Origin of the sequence: Streptomyces sp. NK15101, assembly GCF_020400725.1 — a bacterium.
GTDB lineage: Bacteria > Actinomycetota > Actinomycetes > Streptomycetales > Streptomycetaceae > Streptomyces.
Genome location: NZ_JAINVG010000101.1, coordinates 1 through 24,207, shown reverse-complemented (window position 1 = coordinate 24,207; position 24,207 = coordinate 1). Strand labels below are relative to the sequence as shown.

The following is a 24,207-nucleotide window of genomic DNA, read 5'->3' as shown; positions in this document are numbered from 1 at the left end:
GTACGGCGACCGCGTCTGCCAGCCTGTCGCGGACCAGCCGGGCGCCCTCGGCGAGCGACAGCTCGGCCGGCGGCGGCGACCAGTGCCGACTCGTACGGGCGTGTCCATCGCGGTCGAGCGTCAGGCGGTGGTCGCCGGGCACCACGTCGACGCCGCGCCACACCGTCTGTGTCGTCAGGGGGTGCAGGATCCCGGGGCTGAGGAGGTGCACGGCCAGCCGTGCCTCGTCCAGCTGCGCGTCGACCAGGTCGGCCAGGACGTCGGCGCGGTCGGCGGCGACACACGCGCCGTCCGCGCCGGGGGCCTGCGCCACGAAGAGGCTGCGCACGCCGGTGACGGTGCCGAGGGCCAGGATGTCGCCGTCGAAGCTGGCGAGCAGATGGTGACTGCCGGGCCAGGTACGGGCGAGTCGCTCGGCCGCTCCGGGGGATTCGGCGCCGGCGGCGCGAGCCGCCTCCCGCTCGGTCACCGCGTGCTGTCCCAGCACGCACAACCGGGTCCGTCCGAAGACCGCCGTCGTGGCGCTGTCCTCCGGCCAGCAGCCCAGCAGCCAGGGCCGGCCCGAGGCGTGCCTGATCTCCCGTGCGGCACGCGCGCGCACCGGTGCGGCCAGGGCCGCGACGGCGTCGGTGTCCGGAAGGACCACGAACCAACTCGCCCCCGTGGGTAGTGACGTACCGGTCGCCATGCACAGGCCTCTCTTGGTCGATGCGGTCTCAGCAGCGGTACGGGGGACGAGCGTGGGCGGCGCGGTACGCCGCCCACGCAGCGTTCCCGACGTGCCCCGGGACGTACCGTCGGAGTTCGGATCGCCCGGGGCCGAGGGGCGTGCCGGATCAGAGCAGGCTGTGGCCGCCCAGCAGGTCGGGGCTGCCCTGGCCGGCCAGTCCGGTGACCTTCTGGAAGTCGCCGACCTTGGTGAGAGTGGGACGCTCGTAGGCCATCGTCATACCTTTCGTCGTGGAATGAACAGGACTGGTTCCGTTCTTGTGCAGGTGCCGGCGCCCCTCCGCCCTGTCGAGCGGGGCGCGCCGACGCAGTGCACAAAGCTAGGTGCGTGCATTTCCTCCGGCAATGGCACTCCCAAGCCATTCGGCAAAGCGCTTCCGCAGAATTTCGCGTGTGCTCCACCTGCGCTTATGCGGAAATGGCCCGAGCGGTCGGTCATAGTCCTGCGCGTCCGGGGTATGAGCGATGCCGTTTTCGGTGTGCGCGGGTGTTTCGAGACATGTGCGGCGGACTACAGCGGCAAGGTTTCCGGCCGTCTCCTCCGGATTAACGTGCAGTGATGGCTTGACGGGTCGCGCAGGGACGCATTCGATCCGGCCATCGCATCGGCTGCCGTCCTGGAATGCGCACTTGCGTGTGTCCGGCTCAGGATCGACACCAGGGCGAGAACGGCCGGAGACAGCGCGGGCCGGCCTCTCTGGGGTAACAGATCTGCGAAGTCCTTGTCACGGAACAGCTCGCCCAGCGCGTCCCTCACCCTGATCGCCGGGCTGCCCTGAGGCAAGGCGGCTTCGGCGATCCTCCGCGTCGTTTCCGGAACCCGGCCCGGCCCGGCCCGGCCCGCTCGTACGCAGCGACACTGACGCCTCCCCGACGCTGTCCGTCTCCGGCGACGACGCTGGTGATCGGATCAACGCCGCCGGGCCGCGTACGACCACAGTGGAATTGCCAACAGGGCCCTGAGCTCAGGTCAAGGAGAAACGCACCGAGTGGAGGCGCGGCCCCACTCCCGTCGATGGCGTCCACTCCCGGACGGTGGGCTCCACTCGGTGGGGTGGACGCGGGGCGTCGCCGGTGCCGCACCACCGCACCGGGTGCGCGCACACCATCGGGTCCACTCAGTGGCCGGCCTCCCGGCCGCGGTGCGGTCCAAGCTCCTGCGGGCGGTGCGCCTGCTGGCCGTCCGGGCGCACCGCGCTGGCGTCGGCCTGTGTGGTGGGGCGGTCCGAGCGGGCGCGGGCGTCGTCGCCGACCTTGGCGAACGCGTCCTGGAGGCGGCGCAGCCGGTCGGCGGTGAGATCGAGGGCTTCCACGTCCGTGCGGGATGCCCGCAGGGCCCGCAGCGCCGTCATGTCGATCGCCTGCCCGCGACCGGCCTTCGGCTCCTGGTCGTCGTGCTCGGGGTCGGCCGGCTCGGGCGCGAGCAGCTGCTCGGGCATCGCCGCGTGCTGGTGGGCGACGACGTCGTACGCCCGGCCCCGCACGGCGGTGGCGGTGGTGGTGCGCAGCTTCTCGCGGACCGCCGCGCCGGCGAGGACGGCGCGCTCGTACTGGAGCGGGACGCGGGGGATCTCCCACTCCCCCACACCCTGGTCCGGGCGCCGACGCACGGGCGGCTCGCCGGGATCGGCCGGGGGCTGAAGGTCCGGGCCGGGCGCGGGGGCGGGTGGTCAGCGGCGGGCGGGAAGGTCGGACAGGGACCACCGGGCGGTTTAGAGGCGGCAGTCCGGCAGCAGGCCGATCGTGGTTGTCGGCTCGCTGATGTCCAGGCAGTGGGTGGAGATGGCGGCGGCCACGATCTCCTCGTCCAGGCCGGGGGCGCGGCGGCGGCCGCGCAGGACGAGGGCGAGGTGGCGGCGGGCTTCGGCGAACAGGTGCCGGCGGCGGAAACGGCCGCCGTCGTTCATCACGAACACCGTCGCGGTGACGTCGACGGCCGCCAGCGCTATGTCGACCACACCGGCCCTCCAGGCCGCGTGACTCAACCTGTCACCCGGACCTGCATCAGGCCCGCCCGGCTCCCGTCTCGGATACCGTGTTCCTCTATGGGGTGCCGTAACGGATGTGACGCCCCCACCGTAGGTAGTCAGCGTATGAGTTCAAAGCGCAGCAAGAATCCAGCCCTGCCCGTACTTGACGACGCGTTCCGACTCGCGTCGGTCAAGGACGCCGAAGAGTCCACCCGTGACTTGGCAGCGCGGCTGGCCACCACCGAGCTGCGCCTCGTTTCCCACCCGGGCCGGGTCACCTGGGAGCCCACCGAGCGGGCCGAGCCCGTCCCGGTCCCGCCGACTGTGGTCGACGGTGACGGGGACCTGTGGCTGCGGGACCGGGGCACTGGCACCTGGACCATGCCCGAGTTCAACCCGAAGGAGTTCCCGGCCCGCTGTGGCGAGGTTCTGACGTGGAACCAGCTTGCCCGCGAGTTCGGCCCGCTTACCGGACTGGCCGACGACCGCCGCATCGGCGGCGGCCGGCGTCGCCGACCGCGCAGCCTTCGCGCGGATCGTAGTGTCGAACAGGCCTCCGGATCGCCGTCGGGTCCGGCGTTCGCAGCCAACAGCGAGGCGGCTTGGCCGGCGAGGACAGTGACCATGTCGGCCGTCCCCACCGGGTCGCGGACCTCGATCAGTTTGCGTACGGCGTCGTCGATGCGGTCCTTGGCCTCCTCGCCCTGGAGGAACAACCCGAGCCGGTCGGCGAGGAACATCCGGACGACCGCCACACTGTCGGCCTTCTCGTGGGCTTGGTCGTGGGTGAGGGGTTTGCCGGTGGTGTGCCGGATGGAGGCACCGCTGTAGACGCGGGTGAGGGCGGCAGCGTCGTCGAGCACCAGGGCGCGGCGCGCAGGGTCACCATGCGGTGGTCAGCTCCTTCGCGGTGGGGCGGTCGGCGGGGTCGGGGGCGAGGCGCGCGGTGATGGCGTCTTCGAACTCGGGGAACGGCCACGGCCAGATGCCGCGCAGCGCTGTGATGGTGCCCTTGGCGATGACTGCCCGCTTCTCCAGCCGGTCGAGGCCGTCGTCGTAGGCGACGGGGCGCTGTCCGGTCCAGCACCAGAACAGGGAGGCGCCCAGGCTCCAGATGTCAGCGGCGCGGCGGACATCGACGGCGACGGCGCGGGCGGTGCCGGTGAGCAGCAGGGCAATCTGGTCGACGTATGTGTCAGCTGACCCGAAGACCGACCGCCATCGTCAGTTCAAGGACCCGGTGTGGCGATGCGAGATCCGGAAACAGCTCCCGCAGCTGCTGCATCCGGTATCGGACTGTCTGGGGATGGACGAACAAAGACGCCGCCACCTCGTCCCGCCTGCCTTGGTGCAGCAGCCACGCCCGCAGCGTCTCCTCCAGCCGCCGTGCGGTCGCGACAGGCAAGGTCCGCAACGGTGCGAGGGCTCGGGCACGCAGGTCTGCGAACGCGTCCATATCGGCGCTCAGCACCAGCTCGGGCAGGTGGTCCTCGACGTCGCGAATATCGCTGGAGAGGGAGCGTGCGCGTACGGCTCGTGCGTACGAGGCGGACGCACGGGTCCATGGCCGGGCCGGGCCGACCACGGCGGTGCGGTCGGTGAGCTGCCGCAAGAGATGTGATCGGTCGGCATCGGGGACGAGCAGCACACCGGTGGCGTCTGGCAGATCGTCGAGGACGAGGGTGTTCGGGTCGAGCGCGCGGTAGGCCGGCCGGGTCTGGGCGGCGGGCAGCAGGACCGCGGTCAGCGAAATCGGAGGCTGCCACCCGGCCTGTTGAGCAGAGGCCAGCAGTACGTCCGGGCTCGCGCCGGCGAGGAGGTTGCGAGCCAGGTGTTCCAGGTGGCGCTCGTGGGCTCTGCCCCGGGCGGCCAGTTCGTCGGCGTGGCCCGCGGCGCTCGCGGCGGAGAGCTCGTCGATGTAGGCGAAGGTCAGCTCGGCGAACTTGGCGACCTGGGCGGCGGGCAGACCTGCGGGTACGGCACCGGCTGCCAGGCATCGCCAGGCCACGCGGGCGCCGACGCGGTAGGCGCTGAGCAGGGCGTCCATCGAACGGCCGTCGCGGACCTCGCCGCGGCCCAGCTCGTAGGCTGCGTCACCGGCGTCGCCGCCTGTGGCGTTCCCGCTCGCGAGGTCCAGGTAGTGCCCCAGGGCGGTGCGGACGGCTCGGCGGATGGTGGCGCCCATGTGGCCCGAGAGGGCGTTGGCGTAGGGAGGGACCTCGTCGATGATCGCCTGGACGACCTCGTCGGCGGTGGTCTTCAGCGCTGCCCGAAGTGCGGTGACCGTCGTCTCGTCCAGGGCCAGTTCGCTGGCCCTCCGAATTGCATGGCTCATGATTTTGTTTCCTGCGAACAATTCTGCCGATCAGTTTTACGTCCTGCGGTCAGGACTTTACGCCTTGAGGCGCATCAAGCTGGAGTCATGACGAGTGCAGCCCTTCGCAGCAGGGCGTGGAAACTGTTGGAGATGGTGACGACGCCGCTGCTGCCGTCGGACTATCTCGACCTGGTCAGCCCGCTGCGTGCGGGTGCTGACCTGCGTGGGCGCATCGAGGCCGTGCAGCCCGAGACGGGTGACGCCGCGACTGTCGTGATCAGGCCGGGGCGGGGCTGGCGCGGCCACACAGCCGGTCAGTACGTGCGGATCGGGGTCGACGTCGACGGGGTGCGCCTGTGGCGTGCCTACTCCCTCACCTCGCCGACGAACCGCCAGGACGGCCGCGTCACGATCACCGTGAAGGCGATCCCGGGCGGCAAGGTCAGCAACCATCTGGTCCGCAGGGCAAGACCGGGCACGCTGATCCAGCTCGACCAGCCGACCGGTGACTTCGTGCTGCCGCAGGCCAAGCCCGCCAAGGTGCTCTACCTGACGGCCGGCAGCGGCATCACTCCCGTGATGGGCATGTTGCGCGACACCGAGTTCGACGACGTCGTCATGGTCCACTGCGCGCCACAGCCGCAAGATGTGATCTTCCGCAAGGAACTGCACGACCTGGTCGCGGCCGGGAAGCTGCGGCTCACCGAGGTGCACACCGACACGGACGGCATGCTCGACATCGCCCGGCTCGACGAACTCGTGCCCGACTGGGCCGAGCGCGAGACCTGGGCGTGCGGGCCCGCGGGCCTGCTCGACGCCGCCGAAGAGCACTGGAGCGAGCACGGCGTACCAGAGCGCCTGCACACCGAACGCTTCCGCCCCAGCATCGTCGTCGCGGGCGACGGCGGCGAGGTCACGTTCAGCGCCAGCGGCAAGACCGTCGACGCGGATGGCGCCACGCCGTTGCTGGACATCGGCGAGGAGGCCGGCGTGCTCATGCCCTCCGGGTGCCGCATGGGCATCTGCTTCGGCTGCGTCACGCCGCTCAAGGCCGGCGCCGTCCGCGACCTGCGCACCGGCGAGATCACCGAGGCCGAGCCGGGCGTCCTCATCCAGACCTGCGTGTCCGCCGCGGCGGGCCCCTGCGACATCGAACGGTAGGAGCACCTTGACCGCTATCGACCCCACCGCCCACCTGACCGCGGAGCAGATCGAGGAGCTTGGCCGCGAGCTGGATGCTATCCGCGACGAGGTGATCGCCGGCCGCGGCGAGAAGGACGCCGCCTACATCCGCAAGGTCATCTCGGCGCAGCGCAAGCTCGAGCTGGCCAGCAGGGGCGTGCTGCTGTTCTCGATCTTCCCGCCCGCGTGGCTGATCGGCACCGCCGGTCTGTCCGTGGCGAAGATCATGGACAACATGGAGATCGGCCACAACATCCTGCACGGCCAGTGGGACTGGATGCGGGACCCGAAGATCCACTCCACCACCTGGGAATGGGATCACGTCTCGCCGGCCGACCAGTGGAAGCACTCGCACAACGAGCTGCACCACACGTACACCAACGTCATCGGCAAGGACAACGACCTCGGCTACGGCATCATGCGCGTCGACGAGGACCAGAAGTGGCACCCGTTCCACCTCGGCCAGCCGCTGTGGAACTTCATCAACGCCTGCTTCTTCGAGTACGGCATCGCCGCGTACGACCTGGAGCTGGGTAAGAACCTGCACAAGCTCCGCCGCAAGGACCCCGAGTTCCGCACGCAGGCCAAGGCCGTGGGCCGCAAGATCCGCAAGCAGGTACTCAAGGACTACGTGATCCACCCGCTGCTGTCGGGCCCGTCGTTCCTCCCCACGCTCGCCGCCACGTTCACCGCGAACCTGGTCCGCAACCTCTGGACCCACTCAGTGATCATGTGCGGGCACTTCCCCGAGGGCGTACAGGTCTTCGAGCGCCGGTCGATCAAGGGCGAGACGCGCGGCCAGTGGTACCTGCGTCAGATGATGGGCTCGGCGAACATCAGCGGCAGCAGGGCCATGCACTTCATGACCGGCAACCTGTCGCACCAGATCGAGCACCACCTCTTCCCCGACCTGCCGAGCAACCGGTACGCCGAGGTCGCGGTGAAGGTGCGCGCGCTGTTCGAGAAGTACGAGCTGGAGTACGTCACCGGGCCGCTGCCCAAGCAGGTGTTCTCCGCGTGGCGCAAAGTCTTCCGGCTCTCGCTGCCGAACAAGAAGCCCAAGGTCGAGATGCCGGGCCTCGAGCAGGAGCTCGTCGCGGCCTGATTCCCGGTATTGGTTCAGATTTTTCGGCCGGACCGGCGGCACCGCCGGTCCGGTCAGCTGCGGTGGAACAGGTCTGCGTCTGCCGACCGGTGCCTTCCTGTTGGCGCGGGAGGGGGGCGGGCCTGCCTTGGGCGCCGACGGTTCGGGAGTCAGGATTCGAGGACGAGCAGCACGCGTGGTGCGTTGGGTAGATCTTCAGGGACGGTGGCGGTGCCGGTCAGGGGCATCAGGTGCCCGTTGGCGCAGTCGCCGGGCTGCTGATGGTCGATCTCCCAGTCCCAGCCGGCCGGAATCGAGGGGGAACTGGTGGCGTAGAGAGGCCCGCGGCAGGAGCGACACCAGTAGAACGACTGCCCCCTCACCCCGACGCCCCCTCGCTCGGAGGCGCCACGACTGCCACCGCGGACGCTAGGACCCGGCCCGGCATGCTGGTGTGGACCGGACTGCGGCTGAAGGCCGGAACGAAAAAGCGGAATACATCATTCACACAGGCTGAAACGATCCGGCAGCCTCCACGTCACCCTCTCGAGAGAGTCGGCCTGGCCGAGCACCCCGGCGTAGCCGGCATCGTGAAGCGGACTGCAGTCAGACGCAAACGAGAGCGTCGTGTCCGGGCGTAGGCCCGTTGTTTCGCACAGTGTGGTGCGCAGGTGTATGGGGGCGTAGAAGTCCACGAGGTGCGTGAACCGGGTCAGCAGGGCGATCAGGATGCCGTCGCCGGCTCCCACCGCCCGCACGATCGCCTCGACCGTCTCCCGTACCGCGGGAGCCAGTCACGCAGGACCGGCTGCGTGCCCGCCAAAACCCGGGCCGGCACCGACGGCACCGTCACCTCATCTCACACGGGAGAGGTCCCAACAAACCTGCACGCATGATTGCGACAACGCGTCGGCGCGGCTCAATCATGCCTCGATCCTGCACTCCCTTGAGGTCAGGCAAACTCAGGAACGCCGGATACAGACCAGCCCGGGTATCGCCCTGAGCACCCCGCTGACTGCCCTCCGCACCCTCTGGTCCTGACGTGCTTCCCTGTCCAAGCGGCCGAGCAGTCAGGCAGGCTAAGCGCCTCTGCACGGCGGCGGTACCCGGCCCCCTGCTCCATGGAGCGGCCGCGCGGGAGACGGCGGTGCACCACCACGGACAAGGGCCGCGCGCCGTCTCGCAGCCCTCGTCCGGTGCGTATCCATTGCCTCTGGGCCGCCGGCCTGGCTTCCGTCGTTCGGGTCGCCCGCTACCGGGCAGTCGGGAAGCAGAACCGATCTCGGTGCCCGCAGGCGGAGGCGGGGAGGGTTAGGCCGGGGTGATGTTCTCCGCCTGGGGGCCCTTCTGGCCCTGGGTGACGTCGAACGTCACGCTCTGGCCCTCCTGGAGCTCACGGAAGCCCGAGGAGTTGATCGCCGAGTAGTGGGCGAAGACGTCCGGGCCACCGCCGTCCTGGGCGATGAAGCCGAAGCCCTTCTCCGCGTTGAACCACTTCACAGTTCCCGTAGCCATGTCTCATGCCTTCCAGTCGATGAACGCCTCCCGCGCTTTGCGGGAGGCGGAGGTGATCGCCCTGGTTCCTGCGGCACAGCACAGCAAAAAAGCCCACGCCGAGAGCATGGGCAAAGGGAAGATCCGAACCACGACAGCTAACAGGGACGGTACACGCCCGCACCCTCTGTCACCACAGGAAACGCCTCATACCCCAGGAGACAAACGACCCTCAAGAGCCCGGGGCGCAGCGCGGGCCAGAGGTTCAAGGGCGCCGTAGGAGGCGACATGCAGGGCTGCGGCCAGCCCCAGGCCCCTCCCTCGCGGGCCGGTGCGGTCGATGTCCCGCTCTACCGCGCCGCCGACGTCGACGCGCATCCCGAGGTCGACGGGGAGGAGCTCCGCCGGGTCGTAAAGGGCCAGCGCTCTCCACTCGCCGCACTGGATCCGAAGCCGGAGGTGGCGTCGGCGTAGGGGCGCGCAGGCGAAGAAGGTGGCCTCGGGGTGGCCGCCTGCCGCGCGGCCTCAAGAGGGGTCTGCAGAAGCATGAGGTGTCCGCCCGTGTGATCCGCGTCAGCTGATGCGTCCCGCGGCCGCCTCGTCGAGAAGTCCGGTCCTGGGGTTGCTCAGGACCCGGGGGCCATCAGGCCGGCGGGAGTGTCGGGGATCAGCCGGGAGATGTCGTAGGCCGCGGGAAAGAGGTCAGCGGCCAGCAGCAGGAGGTGCAGGGGCTGGTCGTGCAGTCTTGTCGCCGCCGTCCTGCGGTGCGGGCTACTCTGCGGGGCGGGGCCGAACAGCAGGCGCAGGCCGGTCAGATCGGTGAAGGAGGTGTGTTCCAGGTCCCACAGCAGGTCGGTGACATGTGACGGCAATCGGTCCACAGCGGCGTGCAGCAAGGGCAGGGTGCCGAAGTCGATCTCCCCATGCGGGGTGATGCGGGCGGTGGTACCGGTGATCGTGGTGGTGACGTTCATGCTGGGCACGCCCCCTTCCGGGGGTTGATGAGCCCACAGACGAAACACCCCCGGTTCGAGGAGGAGGGGGTGGACGACGATGGCGGGATCCGGGTGCCCGGAGTGGGGGCAACTCCCAAGTCCCAAAGGCCGCCGCCCGTGGCGCCGGCCGGTCTCGTGTCTCTTCAGCGTCGCACACCCATGCCAGCACGCGAAACAGCGAACAGACCGCACAGTTCCCAGGGATAAGACGTCGTTTCTTATGGTGGTTCTTGGGCCACTCGATGCGGGGATACTGCTTCAGTGCTGTTGACGTGGATCGCTGAGGTGGCCGAAGAGCCGTTGGCATTGGAGCCGGGTGACCGGCGGGTGGAGTGGGAGACCAACACCTGGTCGCTGGGTGCGGGGGACGAGGATCGGCAGTCGTTGTCCGCTGCCGAGGTGGTCGCTGCCTTCGAGCAGACTGCTGCCGGCATCCGGGAACGCATTCGCGAGCTGGGCTTTTCCGGAGTAGCGACGTTCTATGTGTGGCACGACAGGCAGGCCGGGCAGCTGCGGTGCTCGACCGGCTCCGTTCCTCCGGAGGAGTTGCCGTTCAACGGCACCTACGTGGTTTCCGAGCATCTTGGTCTGGTCGTCGAGGGGTTTCTGGCCGACAGCATGCCCGGCATCGTCGCCTGGTCGGACCTGGACGACGCGGAGAGACGCTTGGAGCAGGCCATGCCAGAGCCTGAGATCACGCCCCTGCGGGTCTGGACCAGCAGGGTTGGAACCTCACACTGAATGCCCTTGCGCATTCAGGCGGGTGAGTCGGCGGTGGCCGATGAGGGTTGCGGCTATGCCGACGAAGGCAAGGAAGTGTTCGGCCTTGCGTTCGTAGCGCCGGTGGAGCCGTCGGCAGCCGGCCAGCCAGGACACGGTTCTCTCAACCACCCACCGGTGCCGGCCCAGCCGCTGTGAGGACTCGACGCCCCTGCGTGCGATGCGGTGGCGGATGCCCCGCTGACGGAGCCATCGCCGCAGGTGGTCGTAGTCGTAGCCCTTGTCGGCGTGCAGTTTCGCCAGCCGTCGGCGCCGCGGCCCGCGGCGGGAGCGGATGGGTGGGATGCCCCGGACGAGCGGCTCCAGGCCCAGGCTGTCGTGCATGTTCGCGCCGGAGATGCCCAAGGACAGCGGAAGCCCGTTCCGGTCGCAGATCAGGTGGATTTTCGATCCCAGCTTGCCGCGGTCGGTCGGATTCGGTCCCGTCAGTGGCCCCCTTTTGCCGCCCGCAGACTGACCGAGTCGATCGCGCACCGCGACCAGTCCAGCTCGCCCCGTGCTCCGAGTTCGTCAAGGATTACGCGGTAGAGCCGGGCCCAGACCCGGTCCCGGCTCCACTGGACGAAGCGCCGGTAAACCGTCTGCCAGCTCGGGCCGAACACCGGCGGCAGCTGCCGCCACGTGCAGCCCGAGGTAGCCATGAAGATGATCGCCGCCAGAGCCTCACGGTCGCCCGCCCGGCGCCGGCCACCGCCCTGCGGACGTATCACCACCGTCGGCGGCACCACCCGCCGGAACAGCACCCACAACTCGTCCGGCACCAGTCGCTCCACGAGATCCGTCATGCACGGCTCAACGAACGATCACACCATAAGAAACGACGTCTTACGCAGATCGTCGTCGGGTCCATCGCCCTGGTACACCCCAAATTGGTCCGCGGTGAACTCGGAGCAGATCACGGTCAGCAGCTGGGCGGTCGAACCGTCCACCGCCTCCACCGCTATGACGCTCTCTGGAGCCGGTGGACAGGCGGTCACTCCGCCGGCCATCAGCGCCACGAGCGCGATCATGCCGAGCCGCTCGATCGGCAAGCAGGCGCAGTATTCGCGGCCTGATCCGGAAACGGTCCGGGGCCGACGGCAGTTCTGCCGTCGGCCCCGGGCCGCGAGATCATTGGTACTCAGCATTCCGGAGGATTCATCTCATTCCCCCCATTCGGCGCGGATCTCCTCGAATTTTCGCTTGCGCCAGCGCCTCACCACCACGGCGGTGACGACCACCGCGAGCAGTGAACCGGCGACACCGACAAAGACGATCGCCGCCAGTAGCTGCCCCACTGTCTCCATCAGAGACCCTCCTCGAAGCCGGGGCGAAACGCCGGGGCCGGATCAATAGTTCGGACTACTAGACCACTGGTCCAAAGATATCACCTTGGTCCAGTAGAACTCCTGACGAAGAGACGCACCGGTCCCACGAGTGATGTCCTGTCCGGGACCGCCGCACATGTGGTCATGACAGAAGGAAACCCAGCCCGTGGTGTTCGACGCCTTAAAATTGACCGTCACGGTACGAGCGCGGGAATTGACCTTCGCGACCTGATAACTTTCGCTCCATGATCCTTCCACCGCTTCCAGGTCGCCGTTGCCGAACCTGGTGAACAGGCCCACGAAGTCCTTCCAACTCCCGTGCCGGTTCCCCGCGACCCACTTGGACTTCGCCCCGATGCCGCCCTCGTGCTTGTTCATACGGACCGACTCTGCGATGTCCTTCTCAAGGCTCTTATTGTGATCGGACCCGGCGATGAGGCGAGTCATCTTCGACTTCGGACCGAAGATAAGGTTCGGGAAGTATTGGCCGAGCCCATTCGCCCACATGTCAGAAATGTCGTAGGGCTCCAGGCTGTCGACCATGGAAAGGAAGGCGGCGTCCGTCCGATAGCCGTTCGGGTAGGTGATGTCACCGTAGTAGAGGGGCAGTGCAGAGCACTTTCCAGATGTCATCGGGTAGAGCGCGCACGAGGTCTTCGAGTCGTCGAGGTTCGGAAGACCAGAACTTCCGCCCTGGTTACCACCGGTGTTGTCACCATTGTTGGTGCCGCTGTCGCCGTCGCCGTCGCCGCCACTGTCGCCGTCGTCGGGCTGCCCGTCGTCCGGCTTGATGTTGCCGTTCGGGGTGAAGGCGGTGTCGTCCTCGCAGTGGCCGTTGCCAGCGTCGAGACAGGTGCCGGTGGGGTCGGAGAAGGTGATGGGGCTGTTGCCCGCGTAGCCGTAGCCGTTGAGGGTCTGGGGCTTGTCGATTTCGAGGAGTGGGTCGGCGCTGATGAACTGTCCGAGGTTTGTGTCGTATTCGCGGGCACCGATGTGGGTTAGGCCGGTGGTGGTGTCGATGTCGCCGCCGACGAAGCCCTTGGTGCCGGGCCAGAAGTAGGGGGCGGCTCCGCGCTGTCCACCGTAGGGGAGGGTCTTGCGGCGGTTGGTGGCGAGGCTGCTGGCGGAGATGGAGAGGGTATTGGTGTTGTGGTGGTCGGAGACCAGGATGCGGACGCTGTTGTCCTTGCTGGTCCGGATCGCCGATCCGCCGGGGACGGTGTAGTAGCGGGTGCCGTTGGTGAGGGCGGCGGGGGTGGTACCGGCCGCGCGGGTGAGTTCGAGTTCCTGGCCGCCCGGCAGGTAGAGCGTGGTCTTGGCCGGGTCGCGCTTGATGATGCGGGTGCCTTCGGCGTCGTAGAGGAACGACGTGGTCTGCCCGCCGATGGTCGAGGTCTTGAGCTTGCCCTCTTCGGTCCAGGTCAGGTCCTGGACCGGGCCACTGGCCGGGGCCTTCTTGACGAGGTTGCCGGTGTCGTCGTAGGTGTAGGTGTCTGTTCCGGTGGCGCCACCGGTCGCGGCGACGCTGCCCACCGCATGAGGCCGGGGCGCGCCGGCGGTGGTGGGGTAGGTGTAGGTGCGGGTGGTGTCCGCGGTGATCGCGCCGGCCTTGTACTGGGTCTCGGTCTTGCGCTGGCCGGTGTCGGTGAACGTCCAGGAGGTCCGGTACGGGTCGACCGTGCCCAGGTTGGGGCTGCCTGTGCCGTTGACGGACTTGGTGGCGCAGGCGTCGCCAGAGGACCAGGCGTCGGTGAGGCGGCGTGCCCAGTCGTAGGTGAAGCACTGGTCGTCGGTGACGGTGCCGTCGTTCTGTGCGTCCCGGATGGAGGTGATGTTTCCGGCCGGGTCGTAGCCGTAGGTGATGTTGGACAGGGTGGCGGGGCCGGTGGCCTCGCGGTTGATCTGGTTGCTGATCAGGCGCCGGGTGGACGTCTCGTAGGTGAGGGTCTGGGTGACGAGCTTGCCGAGGTTGCCGAGCTGGGCTTGGGCGAGTTCACCGAAGGCGGTGTATCCGGCGCCGCGCAGGTAGGCGTGGTTGAGCGAGCTGTCGATGATGCCCAGGGTGTCGTTCGAGCCGTAGTGGCTGGTGACCGTCTCGGCGGGCAGGGCGGTGGTGGCGCTGGTGTTCGTGGTGCTGTACGCGGCCGTCTGCGGCAGGCTGCTGACCGGTGTGGCGGTGGTGGCCACGGTGTAGGTGCCGGCGAGCAGCTCCTCCCCGGTCACCCTCGGGACGGTGACCGTCGTACCGGTAGACCGGCCGGTGGAGTCATATCCCCGGACCGTGGTCTTGTACTCGGCGTTCGCCGTGATCGAGGAGTCGAACCGGGAGGAGGTGGCGAGCAGGCCCTTGCCGCCAGTGGCGGTGTCGTAGGTCCAGGCGGCGAGCTTGGTACCGGTGATCGATCCGACGCGAAGGCTGAGCTTGCGGCCGAGCTCGTCATAGCCGTTGTAGAGGGTGCCGCGCGAGTCGGTGACCGTGTCGATGCGTCCGAGCTGATCGTAGTGGGTGGTGCTGGGGCCCTTGTCGGGGTCGACTGTGGTCACCTGCCGACCGCGCAGGTCATAGGTGTAGCGCCAGGTGTTGCGGCCGGAGGAGTCGGTGAGCGAGGCGAGGAGACCGGCGGAATTGTAGGTGCGGGTGGTCTTCTCGTACTGGGTCTGTGCCGCATCAGGGACGGGGTTGCGGTCCTTGTACTGGCGTTCCTCGACCGTACGGCCGCGGACATCGAGGAGGGTGAGAGAGGCGGTGCCGCCCGCCGGGGGGACGGTGGCCGTCCAGTAGTCGCCGTAGGTGTTCGTGCTCTGCCACTGAGGCGCGTTCAGAGACAGCTGGATGCTCTCGAAGACCCGGCCGCGACCGTCGTACGTCGTCCGGACTGCCTGCGGGATGTCCTTCGGGGCGACGACGAGCATGGCGGTCGTCGACACGGCACTGCTGTTGTAGAAGGGCGCGTTGGTGAGATAGGCGCGGCCGTGCGTGTCGTAGTAGGTGTCGGTGACGACGCGGCCGGTCACACCGATGGAGTCGGTCTGGGTCTGGCGTGCGCGCAGCAGTGAGTCGTAGAAGGTCACGCTGGTGCCCCACAGGCCGTCTTCGTAGAGCTTCTTGGTGATGACGGTGGAGGGGACGGTAGTGGAGAGGTTGTAGGTGAAGGTCGCGTTGGGCTGCAGTGTCTTGGCCCGGCCGCTGCTCCAGGCCCTGGTCAGACGGCCGAGGGTGTCGTACTCGTTACTGGCGGTGCGGCCGTTCGCTTCGGTGGTGGCCAGGACCAGGCCGCGCATGCCGTCGTAGGTGGTGGAAGTGGTGTGGGTCTTGACGTTGGCGACCTGCACCGTGGTCGGCTGAGCGCCGGTGGCCGGAGTGTAGGTGGTGGTGACGGGCTGGTCGTCCTGCCCCTTGGCGACAAGAACGCGGCCGTACTGGTCGTGCGTAGCCTGCGAGACCGTCTCCCACACAGGGGTGTTGTCGCTGTTGTAGCGGGCGAGCTGCTCGGTCTTGGTGGTGTTGGCCTTGCCCGCGTCCGGGGCGGCACCGAGAGTCTTGCCGTCGTAGTATGTGCGGGCGCTGCCGGTGACTTCGCCTGGGCGGGTCAGGCAGGCGCCGTTATCGGTGGTGATGACCTCGCTGGGGTAGGAGATCAGCCAGTTGTCGATGTCCGGCGTGACGTAGTCGGTCAGGGTGCAGCGGGATTCGACGGTGCCCGCACCATCGTCGGTCTCCTTGGTGAGCAGCCCGTAGGTGGTGTCGTAAGTGCGGGTGGTGGTGAGAGTACGCCAGTTAGTGCCGTTGTCGAGGAGAGTGCTGTTCTTCTCGGTCTCGGTGCCGGACAGGTGTGCCGTCTTAGCGGGGAGGGTGGGGGCGGGGGTGTCGGGCTTGTCGGGGTCGGTGATGCCTTCGACCGGCTGGGTAGCCGTTACCCCAGATTCCCAGGGGACGTAGGTGGTCTTGGTGACGATCTTGCCGTCGGCGCCCTCGTTGTCGTAGACGTTGGAGGTGGCGACACGGCCGGCGAAGTCTTCGCGGTCGGTGATGCCATTGATGGCCCAGCCAGGGCGCGTGCTGCCGTCGGCGAGGGTGTCGCCGGCCATGCCCACATAGTAGGTCTTGGTGGTCTTGACCCGGTTGGTGTCGCCGCCGCTGTAGGTGCTGACGGTGGTGTAGCCGCGGAAGACGTTCCAGGTGCGGTGCTTGTCGAGGGTGAACTCGCTGGTGTCACGGCGCCAGTACGGGCCGCCGGAGTAGCTGTAGGAGGTCACCTTGGTCTCGGAGCCGCTGCCGGCGGTGGTGTCGTTCTCCTCGATACGGGTGACCAGGTACTTGTGGAACCAGTCCTTGACCGGCTCGACGGCGCCGTCCGGGGTCCACCAGGAGGGATAGCAGCGCTTGTTGTTGGTGTCGGCTGCGGGCAGCGTCGTCGGGGTGCACTCGGCAGCACTGTAAGTGACGAGAGTCTGACCACCGGTCTCGTTGGTGATCTTGGTAATGCGCTTGCGATAGAGCGGAGGCCGACCCTCTGCGGCATCAACCCGGTTGGGCATGAGATCGCCCTCGAAGAACACCTTGTTCAGGGTGATATCGGCAGTGGGCCCGGCCTTGCCGGTCCGCTGGACGGAGTCGAGCCACATCGCTGGAGTGGAGATGTCACCGGTCGCAGGGAAGGACTGTTCCAGGGCCCAGCTGTCGACGGCCACCATGCCGGTGCCCACCAGGGAGAAGGTGTTGATGCCGGTCAGGCGCTGCTTGGACCAAAACGATGGTGAGGCCTGGAGGCATTCAGTGCCGGAGGTGCAGTTCAGATCGACCGGGGTGTCGGGCCAGTTCGTGGCATTGGCCTCGGTGAAGGCGCAGTCTGTCGCCTTGCAGCGCGGCGCGGTGGTGAAGGTGACACGGCCGGCAGGGTTGGTCGTGGTGTAGACGGCACCGGCGCGCAGGCCGTAGTCGATGCGGTTGAGGTACCCACCGCGGGTGTACGGCTGGGGGGCGTCGGACTTGTTGTTCTGCGCGTAGTAGCCCTGCTCCTTGGTGTAGTAGAGGGCCATGGCGTTGCCGTGGGGGTCGACGACGTAGTCGAGGTTCCAGCGCCAGCCCTGCCGTTCCGCGGAGGAGGCGTAGTCGGTGGCGTGTCCCTGCTCGCCGCTGTGGTTTCCGTAGACGGGGACGGAGAAGACGGAGTTGGTCTCGGCGTTGCCGCTGGTGAAGCCAGGAAGGCGGTTCTTGCCGAACCAGTACTGGGTGCCGTCGAGAGTGGTGACCTTCCAGTACTCGAAGTCCTCGTCATCGTCACCGGAGTCGTTCGACTGGGCGTCGTAGATCCGCTCGATGCGGGAGCCGTCGTCGCTCTGGAGCTTCCACGTCTTCTTCGTGGCGTCCCAGACGAGCTCGTTGGACGAACCGTTCAGGGAGAGGGTGGCGTTCTCCGACTTCCAGCACAGGTCGCCGGTCTTGGTGGTGTTGTTGCCGCCCTGCTTGTCGTTCTCGCAGGAGGCGTAGCGGCGCTCGATGAAGCCGGGTGAGTACTCCCAGCCCTCACCGATCCACGATGCCTGGTTGTTCGTCGATGCCGTGCGTCCGTCCACCGAGGAGGAGTTGTAGGACAGGGCGACCTTCGGTGCCAGGCCACCGGGGGCGGCGGGGACATCGATGGGTACGCTCCAGCCGAAGCCGCCGGAGTTTCCGCCCGCCGACCACGATCCGGACTGGGCCAGGGATGTGGCCTTGAACGAGCCGTCGCTGCCACTCGCGCCGGCGGTGGCTGCCAGGACGGTCGCCCCTGCGGAACTCGCAGCCAGGGTGGGTGAAGTCGAGGCGAGCATCTTCGACGAGACGCCGGAAGGCTGCACGGGATCGACAGGAGCGGTGGCGGTGAGAGTGTGGGCGCTGGTGTCATTCTCGGTCGCCAGCGGAGTCTGCTTGCGGCACTCGGCCTTCCCAGGCGTCGTCAGCGCACATGCGGGCAGCGTCACCAGCCGCAGACGCGAGGCCCAGCCGGCCGCGTAGGCGCCGCGGATGGCGCTGTAATCCACCTCGACGCCAACCGGTCCGCCAGGAGCTGCTGCCCTGGGGCGGGCCGCAAGGTCATCAGGAGGCCTTCGATACCTGCGGCGCGTGCGGTGGCACGGTCCTTGACCGCGAGCTCCATCCTGGCAGGCATGGCCATGGCCTTCTGAGCATCGTGGGCTGAAGGCGTTGTAAGGCGGACGGGTAGGCCGCCCACCGTGACGGCATCCGCTGCCGCAGGCTGAAGCACGAGCTCCTCTGTCGCGGGGACGGGCCAGGTGACAGCTGGTGCCTTCCATGACGTGGACGGCTGAGGCTTCCGCTTCAGGCCCGTGGGAACGAAGTCGGTCCCCTCGACCGACTTGGTGCCCGGCACGGGCGGAGGGCCGGAGATCTCGGGAGATGCGGCCCATGTGGGAGCCGTGAGCAGCGAAACGCTCAGCGCTGCCGAGAGGACACCCACTATTCCCATCCGCACTGGATACGCTGTTATGCGTCTTTGCGTACGCCTATAAAAAGGCATGGCGAAGCCACTGCGGAACAACATTGAGATCCCCACCCCAGATTGCACATGAAGCCTGATGATCGGCTGAATAGAACACGACCACCTGCCGGATGGAAATCAAAAACAGAAGGCGATACTCAAGTTCGTCAGGTCTACCCCCTCCCCTCGATGACGACTCCCAACAAGCCCAACCAAGCACCCAAGCAAGCACTTTACGATCCACTAGTGAGCATAAGCCGCATCTCGACAAGCTTCGCACGACAGAATGGCTAGACCGCCCGCAGGCACCATGAAGGGTCCGCACTCATCCGCGCGGGTTACGTGAAGGCCTGATGTATCGGGTTGTCACGCCTGCGGGTTAGAGTCCCCGCCCAGGGGGACAGGATTCCTTTCTCGCGCTTTGCGGAAAACCGTGCCCTCCGGAAAGGCACTAGCCCATGAACGCCACCCGTTATAGACGCGGCCGCAGAGCGTTGGCTGTGGCAATAGCCACAGCTCTGAGCCTGCCGGTCTCCGCGGCAGTCGCTCTGCCCGATTCCTCGCCCACGACCGTTCTCACGGCGTCGGAGACAGAGGCATCGCAGACGCCGTCCGCGATGTTCGAAGAGGCCGCCTACGACGAGGCGGCCAGGACAGGCAAGCGCATCGAGATCCTCGACCGCCGGCAGGAGAGCACCGAGTTCTTCGCCAACCCCGATGGCTCGACAACCCGCCGCTCCTACGGAGTCCCGAAGTGGACGCGGTTCGACGGCATGTGGCGCGAGACCGACGCGACGCTGGTAAAGCACTCCGACGGTTCGATCGGTCCGTCGGCACCGGTGTTCCCGATCACGTTCTCCGGCGGCGGCAGCCAGCCACTGGCCACCATGGTCAAGCACGGCAAAAAGCTCGCCCTGACCTGGCCCTCCGCTCTTCCCGCGCCGGTCGTGGACGGTGACACCGCCACCTACCCCTCAGTCCTGCCCGGGGTCGACCTCCAGCTCATCGCCAACGTCAGCGGCTTCGCCCAGCACCTGGTGATCCACACGCCCGAAGCCGCCGCCACCCAGCCCTGCGTAGCATCGAACTCGGCCTCGAGACCGACGGCATCACCCTGACCGAGACCGCCGACAACCAGCTGCTAGCCAAGGATGAGAACGGCGAGACCGTCTTCAGCGCGCCCAGTCCCAAAATGTGGGAGCAGCCGGCCGTCTCCTCCGATGAGGAGCAGTCAGGCACCACGGCGAAGACGCTGGTCCGGTCTCTGGCCGCTGCTTCGGAACCGGACCTGCCCGACAGTGCGCCGGTGACCGCAGATGTCAGCGGTGACACGCTCACGCTCACCCCGGACGCGGAGCTTCTTGCCTCTGCCGACCAGTTCCCCCTCGTCATCGATCCCTACTTCAGCGGTGGGGATGTTGAGAAGTGGGCGGTGGTCTACTCGGCGACGCCCAACGCTGCCTACCCCAATGGGTCGGGCTGGAACTCCTCCAACCCCTGGGACGAACCGCGGGTGGGGTACAACGACACCGGCGACACCGCCTCGTTCTTCGCCATGAACACCAACGGGCTCGAGAACGCGACCACCACCGGCGCCAGGTTCGCCGTCACCCAGACCCACTCTTATGTCTGTGACTCCTCCGTCGGCCCGACCGAGCTGTGGTCGGCCGGCGGTATCGGCACCACGCCCACCTGGAACACCCAGGTCTGGGGCAGCAGACTGGACTCCGACTCCTTCTTCGGCGGCAACGACAGGTTCTGCCCCGGTGACGTCGGGCACGACTTCACCAGCGACGCGCTGAAGGCCTACGTACAACAGGCCGCCGACAACGAGTGGGGCACCCTGGTCCTCGGGCTCCGCGCCCCGGCCAGCTACGCGGGCAACCACAACGCCTACAAGCGGTTCCGCAACGACCCCCAGCTCGAGGTCGACTACAACTACAAGCCCACCGTCATCAGCAAGGCCGCCTACGAGGGCTACTACGTCGAGTCCGGCGACGGCAACAACCCCGTCGCCTGCGGCGGTCGCATCGGCAGAAGCGGCATCACCCTGACCGCGAAGATCAAGGACCAGGACGGCGGCAACGTCACCGCCTACTTCTCGGTCAAGAACTCCAGCGGCACCGCCATCACCTTCTCCCCCAACTCCGACAGCGTGAATGGCTCTGGTGAAGTCAGCGTGCTGGTGCCCGCCACAAAGCTGGGGAACGGCACCTACACCTGGAGCCTCTACGCCAAGGACAACGAGAACACGACCAGCGCCTCTACTGCCGCCTGCTCCTTCAGCGTCGACCTGAAGGGTCCCGACAAGCCTGTCACCGTCCTCGACTCCGACGGCACGAGGGCTGGCGAGGCCACCGACAGCTACGCGGCCCGCGTCCCCCGGCAGTTCAAGTTCACCAACCCGGTGAGCGACATCGAGGGCTACTGCTGGGCCATGGACCACACGCTGTCCACCGTCACCACCCCTCGCTGCCCCAACGGCACCTGGGTCGACGCGGGCACCGACGCAAACCACACCGCGACCGTCACCATCACGCCGTTCGCGCACCCCGTCGCCAAGTTGAACGTCATCGCCTACGACACGTTCGGCAACCGATCCGTGCTTGCCGGCGGCGACGACCAAGTCTCCCTCACCACGACCGAGCCGACATACGTGTACGAGAAGGAGAACTCCGACCCGACTATCGGCAGCTCCAAGCACGACCGACCCGGCGACCTCAGCGGTGACGGATTCGCCGACTTCGTAGCTACCGACCCTGACGGCAAGCTCTGGTTCTACGGTGGAAACGGCAACCTCGGTCCCCTGGCGGCCCGCCAGAACGCTGGCACCGGTGGCTGGAGCGGAGCGCTCATCGCCCACCGCGGCGATCTGAAGGGCATGAGCTCAGTCGACTCGGCCCCCGACGGCTACGAGGACTTCCTCGTCCGCCTGTCCAACAACAACCTCTACGTGTATCCCGGCAATGGAGTGGGCTCTCCCTGGGCCTACACCCGCAAGTGGCTCGCCAATCCCTCTCAGCCCAAGCACCAGTGGGCGGGACTCCGACAGATCCTGCTGCCCGGCGACATCGACGGCAAGCCGGGCAACGACCTCATCACGGTCGAGTGCATCTGGGAGAACGCCAATGTCGAGACAGCAGACCTGAAGTGCGTCAGCGCCCGCCTCATCCTCTACAGCGGCCTCGCGGTCGGCGGTGGTGGCCAGAACCAGACGCAGCCCTTCAACTGGGGTGAGCCGGTTCTCCTGGGAACCGGCGGCTGGCGTGACCTCACCAACCTCGCCGTCAACGACATCAACGGTGACTCCTACGCCGATCTGGTGGCCCGGGATCCCAGCGACGGCAAGCTCTACCTCTACCCCGGCTGCATCAACGACGCGGAGAAGTGCCCGAACAGCGGCTACAAGCTCCTCTACCCGCCTAGCGTCTACGGAACCGGCGGCTGGACCCAGCGGCCCTACCTGACCTCTCCCGGCAACCTGCAAGGCACCCTGCAGGCCGCCACGGTCACCACGCAGCCTTCGCCCGATCTTCCGCCCGATGACCCGAAAAACCAGCCCGTCACCTACAACTTCAAGCGGTTCATCCCGATGGTTGGCGAGGAGTACGGCGATTTCTGGGCCACCACGCCCGCCGACCCCGATACGCCCGTCCAGTGCATGGACTCAGCGGGTAACTGGACCAGCAGACTCTGCCCCACAGGGTGCCTCCTCACCTACCCCGGCACGCCCACCGGCCACGAAGCACCACGTCTAGCCGGCACCGCAGGATGGGCGACAGACATCACCGGCATCTTCTAGCGAGCACCGTGCCTCCCGCGCCTCAAGCAGGCGTGCCGTGTCCTCCCCGAAGGTTCGGCACGCCTGCCCGCCGGTCACTCCGCCATCGCCCCACGGCGACACCTTGCGCAGGGCCAGCTCACACACGCAAACCCATGTGAAGGACCCATGAGAGACATCACCCGCCGCGCGGCCACGTTCAGTGCGGCCGCCGGACTCCTCACCGCGGCGACGTTCCTCACGCCGCACTCCGCGACTGCCGCCGACGAACTACGTCTGACGGGGTACGACGCGGTAGCGGCACCGGGATCGGCGCCGCGCTTCTACCCCATCGTCGAGTCCGGAGCCGTCTACGGCAAGGTCGTCATCGCCGTCGGTACGCAGCCGATGACCGACCCGGCCGGCGCGGGCGCCGGCTTCCCCGAAAGCTACGTGCCCCGCGCCAACGAGTGCGCACAGCCCACCGGGTACACCGGCGTCTTCGTCTGCGACGGCCCGACGTACCAGAAGCCCGACGTCCTCGTCCCTGCAGGCGCCGTCGACACGACCCTCTACTGGGGCTTCGCTCCCCTCCCCGCCGACGGCGATCTTGCCGAGGCTGTGGGAGCGGCCCGCAGCGCGGGCTCCCTTCCGGCGGACGCCCAGCGCGGCACGGGCAAGGTCACCGTGAAGTCAGCTGCCTCCGCGGCGCTCAACACCGTCGACTTCGACATGCCCGACGTCCCCGCCGGGGGCACGGTCCGTCAGCAGTTCCACGTCCATGCCAAGGACGCGGCCACGGTGAGCCTGCTCTTCTCCATCGACGAGGGCCAGGTGTGGGGATGGCCCGGAACGGTCCGGCTCGGCAACGTCACGGCCACCCCGGACGCCACATGTTCCTACCAGTCGGAACAACTCCACATCGACGCGCTGAACGTGCAGTGCCGTGTCGAGCCCGGCGACCACACCATCAGCTACGAGCTGACCGGCGCAGAGGACCAGCAGGCACTCAGGCTCCGGGCCAGGACCAACATCGACATCTACGACGTACACGCCCCCGGCAGCGACGTCACCGCCAAGAGCAGCCCGTTCACCCTGCTCGGCCAGCCCCGCCTTCCCGCACATGGGCTGCACGCCCGTGACACCACTGGCCATCTGTGGGCGTACGACGGCACCCGCCGCACCGCAGCACCCTTCCAGCAGCCCACCGAGATCGGCGCCGGCTGGCAGACCTACAACTCCATCACCTCCCTCTCGCCCTACACCCAGAACCTGTACTACCAGGCAGGTGTGAAGCCTTCGGCCGTCACGCGAGGCCGGGGCGACCTCGTCGCCCGCGACGCGGCAGGTTTCCTTTGGTACTACGACCGCCAGTACGTCACGGGCAAGCCGTACGCGCCGCGCGTCAAGGTCGGCGGCGGCTGGGGCATCTACGACCGGATCGGCGGTGCCGGGGACCTCGACCGGGACGGGTACGTGGACCTGCTGGCGCGGGACAAGGCCGGGGTGTTGTGGCTCTACAAGGGCACCGGCAGCTTCACCGGGGCGCGGTTCAAGACCCGGGTGAAGGTCGGCGGCGGCTGGGGCGTGTACGACCGGCTCGCCGGGGGCGCCGACGTCACCGGCGACGGCCGGGCCGACCTGCTGGCCCGCGACAGGGCCGGGGTCCTGTGGCTGTACCGGGGAACGGGCAGCGGTACGGCTCCGTACGCCATCCGCACGAAGATCGGCGGCGGCTGGAGCGTGTATGACCAGCTCGTCGTCGCCGGAGACCTCACCGACGACGGCAGGGCGGACGCGGTGGCCCGGGACAGGGCCGGGGTCCTGTGGCTGTACCGCGGCACCGGCAAGGCCACCGCGCCATTCGCCACCCGGACCAGGATCGGCGGCGGCTGGAACACCTACAACCTGCTCTCCTGAGACACCATCAACGCGTCATAGGGGAGGCCCGTCCAACGGGCCTCCCCTATGCCATACCCCGGCCGATCCCGCGGCCGGCCCGTCGTGACACCGCGCCACCCTCCCATCGCCGTGCACGCAAAGCGTCGGTCATCTCCACCGCAGCGAGTTCCTGAGACACGCCCAATGTGGCCTCTCTATGTGGCGA

General features: G+C 67.9%; 20 protein-coding genes and 1 pseudogene. 8 read left to right on the top strand and 13 right to left on the bottom strand.

The window, feature by feature from the left end:
* From K7G60_RS33805 to K7G60_RS33790, 4 genes and pseudogenes are all read right to left on the bottom strand, one after another.
* A pseudogene (locus K7G60_RS33805) lies at positions 1-646 on the bottom strand (asparagine synthase); the annotation flags it as partial.
* Between the two features lie 190 nt (positions 647-836).
* Positions 837-944, bottom strand: coding sequence for a keywimysin-related RiPP (locus K7G60_RS33800; RefSeq protein ID WP_165995458.1), 108 nt, complete (start codon positions 942-944; stop codon positions 837-839).
* Between the two features lie 903 nt (positions 945-1,847).
* Positions 1,848-2,315 (bottom strand): hypothetical protein, encoded by a 468-nt coding sequence (locus K7G60_RS33795; RefSeq protein ID WP_225804775.1) that lies wholly within the window; start codon positions 2,313-2,315, stop codon positions 1,848-1,850.
* 126 nt (positions 2,316-2,441) lie between these two features.
* Positions 2,442-2,687 (bottom strand): hypothetical protein, encoded by a 246-nt coding sequence (locus K7G60_RS33790; protein WP_374115726.1) that lies wholly within the window; start codon positions 2,685-2,687, stop codon positions 2,442-2,444.
* A 135-nt stretch (positions 2,688-2,822) separates the two neighbouring features.
* On the opposite strand from K7G60_RS33790, the gene K7G60_RS33785 reads away from it, so the two are divergent.
* Positions 2,823-3,530 carry a hypothetical protein gene (locus K7G60_RS33785; protein WP_225804774.1) on the top strand — a complete coding sequence of 236 codons (708 nt, stop codon included), beginning with the start codon at positions 2,823-2,825 and terminating at the stop codon, positions 3,528-3,530.
* Positions 3,531-3,894: 364 nt separating this feature from the next.
* Here the strand turns inward: K7G60_RS33785 and K7G60_RS33780 are convergent, their stop codons facing one another.
* The gene (locus K7G60_RS33780; RefSeq protein ID WP_225804773.1) at positions 3,895-5,034 is read right to left on the bottom strand and encodes a CdaR family transcriptional regulator; all 1,140 of its coding nucleotides are present in this window, start codon (positions 5,032-5,034) and stop codon (positions 3,895-3,897) included.
* A gap of 132 nt (positions 5,035-5,166) precedes the next feature.
* On the opposite strand from K7G60_RS33780, the gene K7G60_RS33775 reads away from it, so the two are divergent.
* Entirely contained in the window at positions 5,167-6,177 is a 1,011-nt protein-coding gene (locus K7G60_RS33775) for a ferredoxin reductase (RefSeq protein WP_225804777.1), read from the top strand.
* A 7-nt stretch (positions 6,178-6,184) separates the two neighbouring features.
* Positions 6,185-7,303: an acyl-CoA desaturase gene (locus K7G60_RS33770; RefSeq protein ID WP_225804772.1), complete on the top strand. Its 1,119-nt coding sequence runs from the start codon at positions 6,185-6,187 to the stop codon at positions 7,301-7,303.
* Positions 7,304-7,452: 149 nt separating this feature from the next.
* Here K7G60_RS33770 and K7G60_RS33765 read toward each other — a convergent pair whose 3' ends face one another.
* From K7G60_RS33765 to K7G60_RS33755, 3 genes are all read right to left on the bottom strand, one after another.
* Positions 7,453-7,665 (bottom strand): hypothetical protein, encoded by a 213-nt coding sequence (locus tag K7G60_RS33765; RefSeq protein ID WP_225804771.1) that lies wholly within the window; start codon positions 7,663-7,665, stop codon positions 7,453-7,455.
* Between the two features lie 117 nt (positions 7,666-7,782).
* Positions 7,783-8,031: a hypothetical protein gene (locus K7G60_RS33760; RefSeq protein WP_225804770.1), complete on the bottom strand. Its 249-nt coding sequence runs from the start codon at positions 8,029-8,031 to the stop codon at positions 7,783-7,785.
* A gap of 562 nt (positions 8,032-8,593) precedes the next feature.
* Complete coding sequence (locus tag K7G60_RS33755) at positions 8,594-8,797, bottom strand: cold-shock protein (RefSeq protein WP_093872186.1); 204 nt, start codon at positions 8,795-8,797, stop codon at positions 8,594-8,596.
* A 267-nt stretch (positions 8,798-9,064) separates the two neighbouring features.
* Between K7G60_RS33755 and K7G60_RS33750 the strand changes: the two genes are divergently transcribed.
* A complete protein-coding gene (locus K7G60_RS33750) occupies positions 9,065-9,250 on the top strand; it encodes a hypothetical protein (protein WP_225804778.1) in 186 nt (61 codons plus the stop codon).
* A gap of 152 nt (positions 9,251-9,402) precedes the next feature.
* On the opposite strand, the gene K7G60_RS33745 is transcribed toward K7G60_RS33750, so the two are convergent.
* Positions 9,403-9,750, bottom strand: a complete 348-nt coding sequence (locus K7G60_RS33745) for a hypothetical protein (protein WP_225804769.1) — start codon at positions 9,748-9,750, stop codon at positions 9,403-9,405.
* 282 nt (positions 9,751-10,032) lie between these two features.
* On the opposite strand from K7G60_RS33745, the gene K7G60_RS33740 reads away from it, so the two are divergent.
* Positions 10,033-10,512: a hypothetical protein gene (locus K7G60_RS33740; protein WP_225804768.1), complete on the top strand. Its 480-nt coding sequence runs from the start codon at positions 10,033-10,035 to the stop codon at positions 10,510-10,512.
* On the opposite strand, the gene K7G60_RS33735 is transcribed toward K7G60_RS33740, so the two are convergent.
* From K7G60_RS33735 to K7G60_RS39290, 4 genes are all read right to left on the bottom strand, one after another.
* Positions 10,504-11,336 (bottom strand): IS5 family transposase gene (locus tag K7G60_RS33735; RefSeq protein WP_225804767.1). Its coding sequence is split into 2 segments (ribosomal slippage): positions 10,504-10,986 and positions 10,989-11,336, totalling 831 coding nucleotides; the frame shifts between segments, so codons are not numbered across the junction. The two genes, K7G60_RS33740 and K7G60_RS33735, sit on opposite strands and share 9 nt — an antisense overlap.
* Positions 11,337-11,354: 18 nt before the next feature.
* Positions 11,355-11,582: a hypothetical protein gene (locus K7G60_RS33730; RefSeq protein WP_225804766.1), complete on the bottom strand. Its 228-nt coding sequence runs from the start codon at positions 11,580-11,582 to the stop codon at positions 11,355-11,357.
* A 111-nt stretch (positions 11,583-11,693) separates the two neighbouring features.
* Positions 11,694-11,837 carry a hypothetical protein gene (locus K7G60_RS33725; protein WP_225804765.1) on the bottom strand — a complete coding sequence of 48 codons (144 nt, stop codon included), beginning with the start codon at positions 11,835-11,837 and terminating at the stop codon, positions 11,694-11,696.
* 42 nt (positions 11,838-11,879) lie between these two features.
* Entirely contained in the window at positions 11,880-17,882 is a 6,003-nt protein-coding gene (locus K7G60_RS39290; RefSeq protein WP_308082894.1) for an RHS repeat-associated core domain-containing protein, read from the bottom strand.
* A gap of 916 nt (positions 17,883-18,798) precedes the next feature.
* Between K7G60_RS39290 and K7G60_RS33710 the strand changes: the two genes are divergently transcribed.
* The 3 genes from K7G60_RS33710 to K7G60_RS33700 all read left to right on the top strand — a co-directional run bounded on the left by K7G60_RS33710 (position 18,799) and on the right by K7G60_RS33700 (position 24,020).
* Positions 18,799-19,458, top strand: coding sequence for a hypothetical protein (locus K7G60_RS33710; protein ID WP_225804764.1), 660 nt, complete (start codon positions 18,799-18,801; stop codon positions 19,456-19,458).
* Positions 19,459-19,646: 188 nt separating this feature from the next.
* Entirely contained in the window at positions 19,647-22,142 is a 2,496-nt protein-coding gene (locus K7G60_RS33705) for a hypothetical protein (protein ID WP_225804763.1), read from the top strand.
* A 147-nt stretch (positions 22,143-22,289) separates the two neighbouring features.
* Entirely contained in the window at positions 22,290-24,020 is a 1,731-nt protein-coding gene (locus K7G60_RS33700; RefSeq protein WP_225804762.1) for a VCBS repeat-containing protein, read from the top strand.
* Positions 24,021-24,207: the final 187 nt, after the last annotated feature.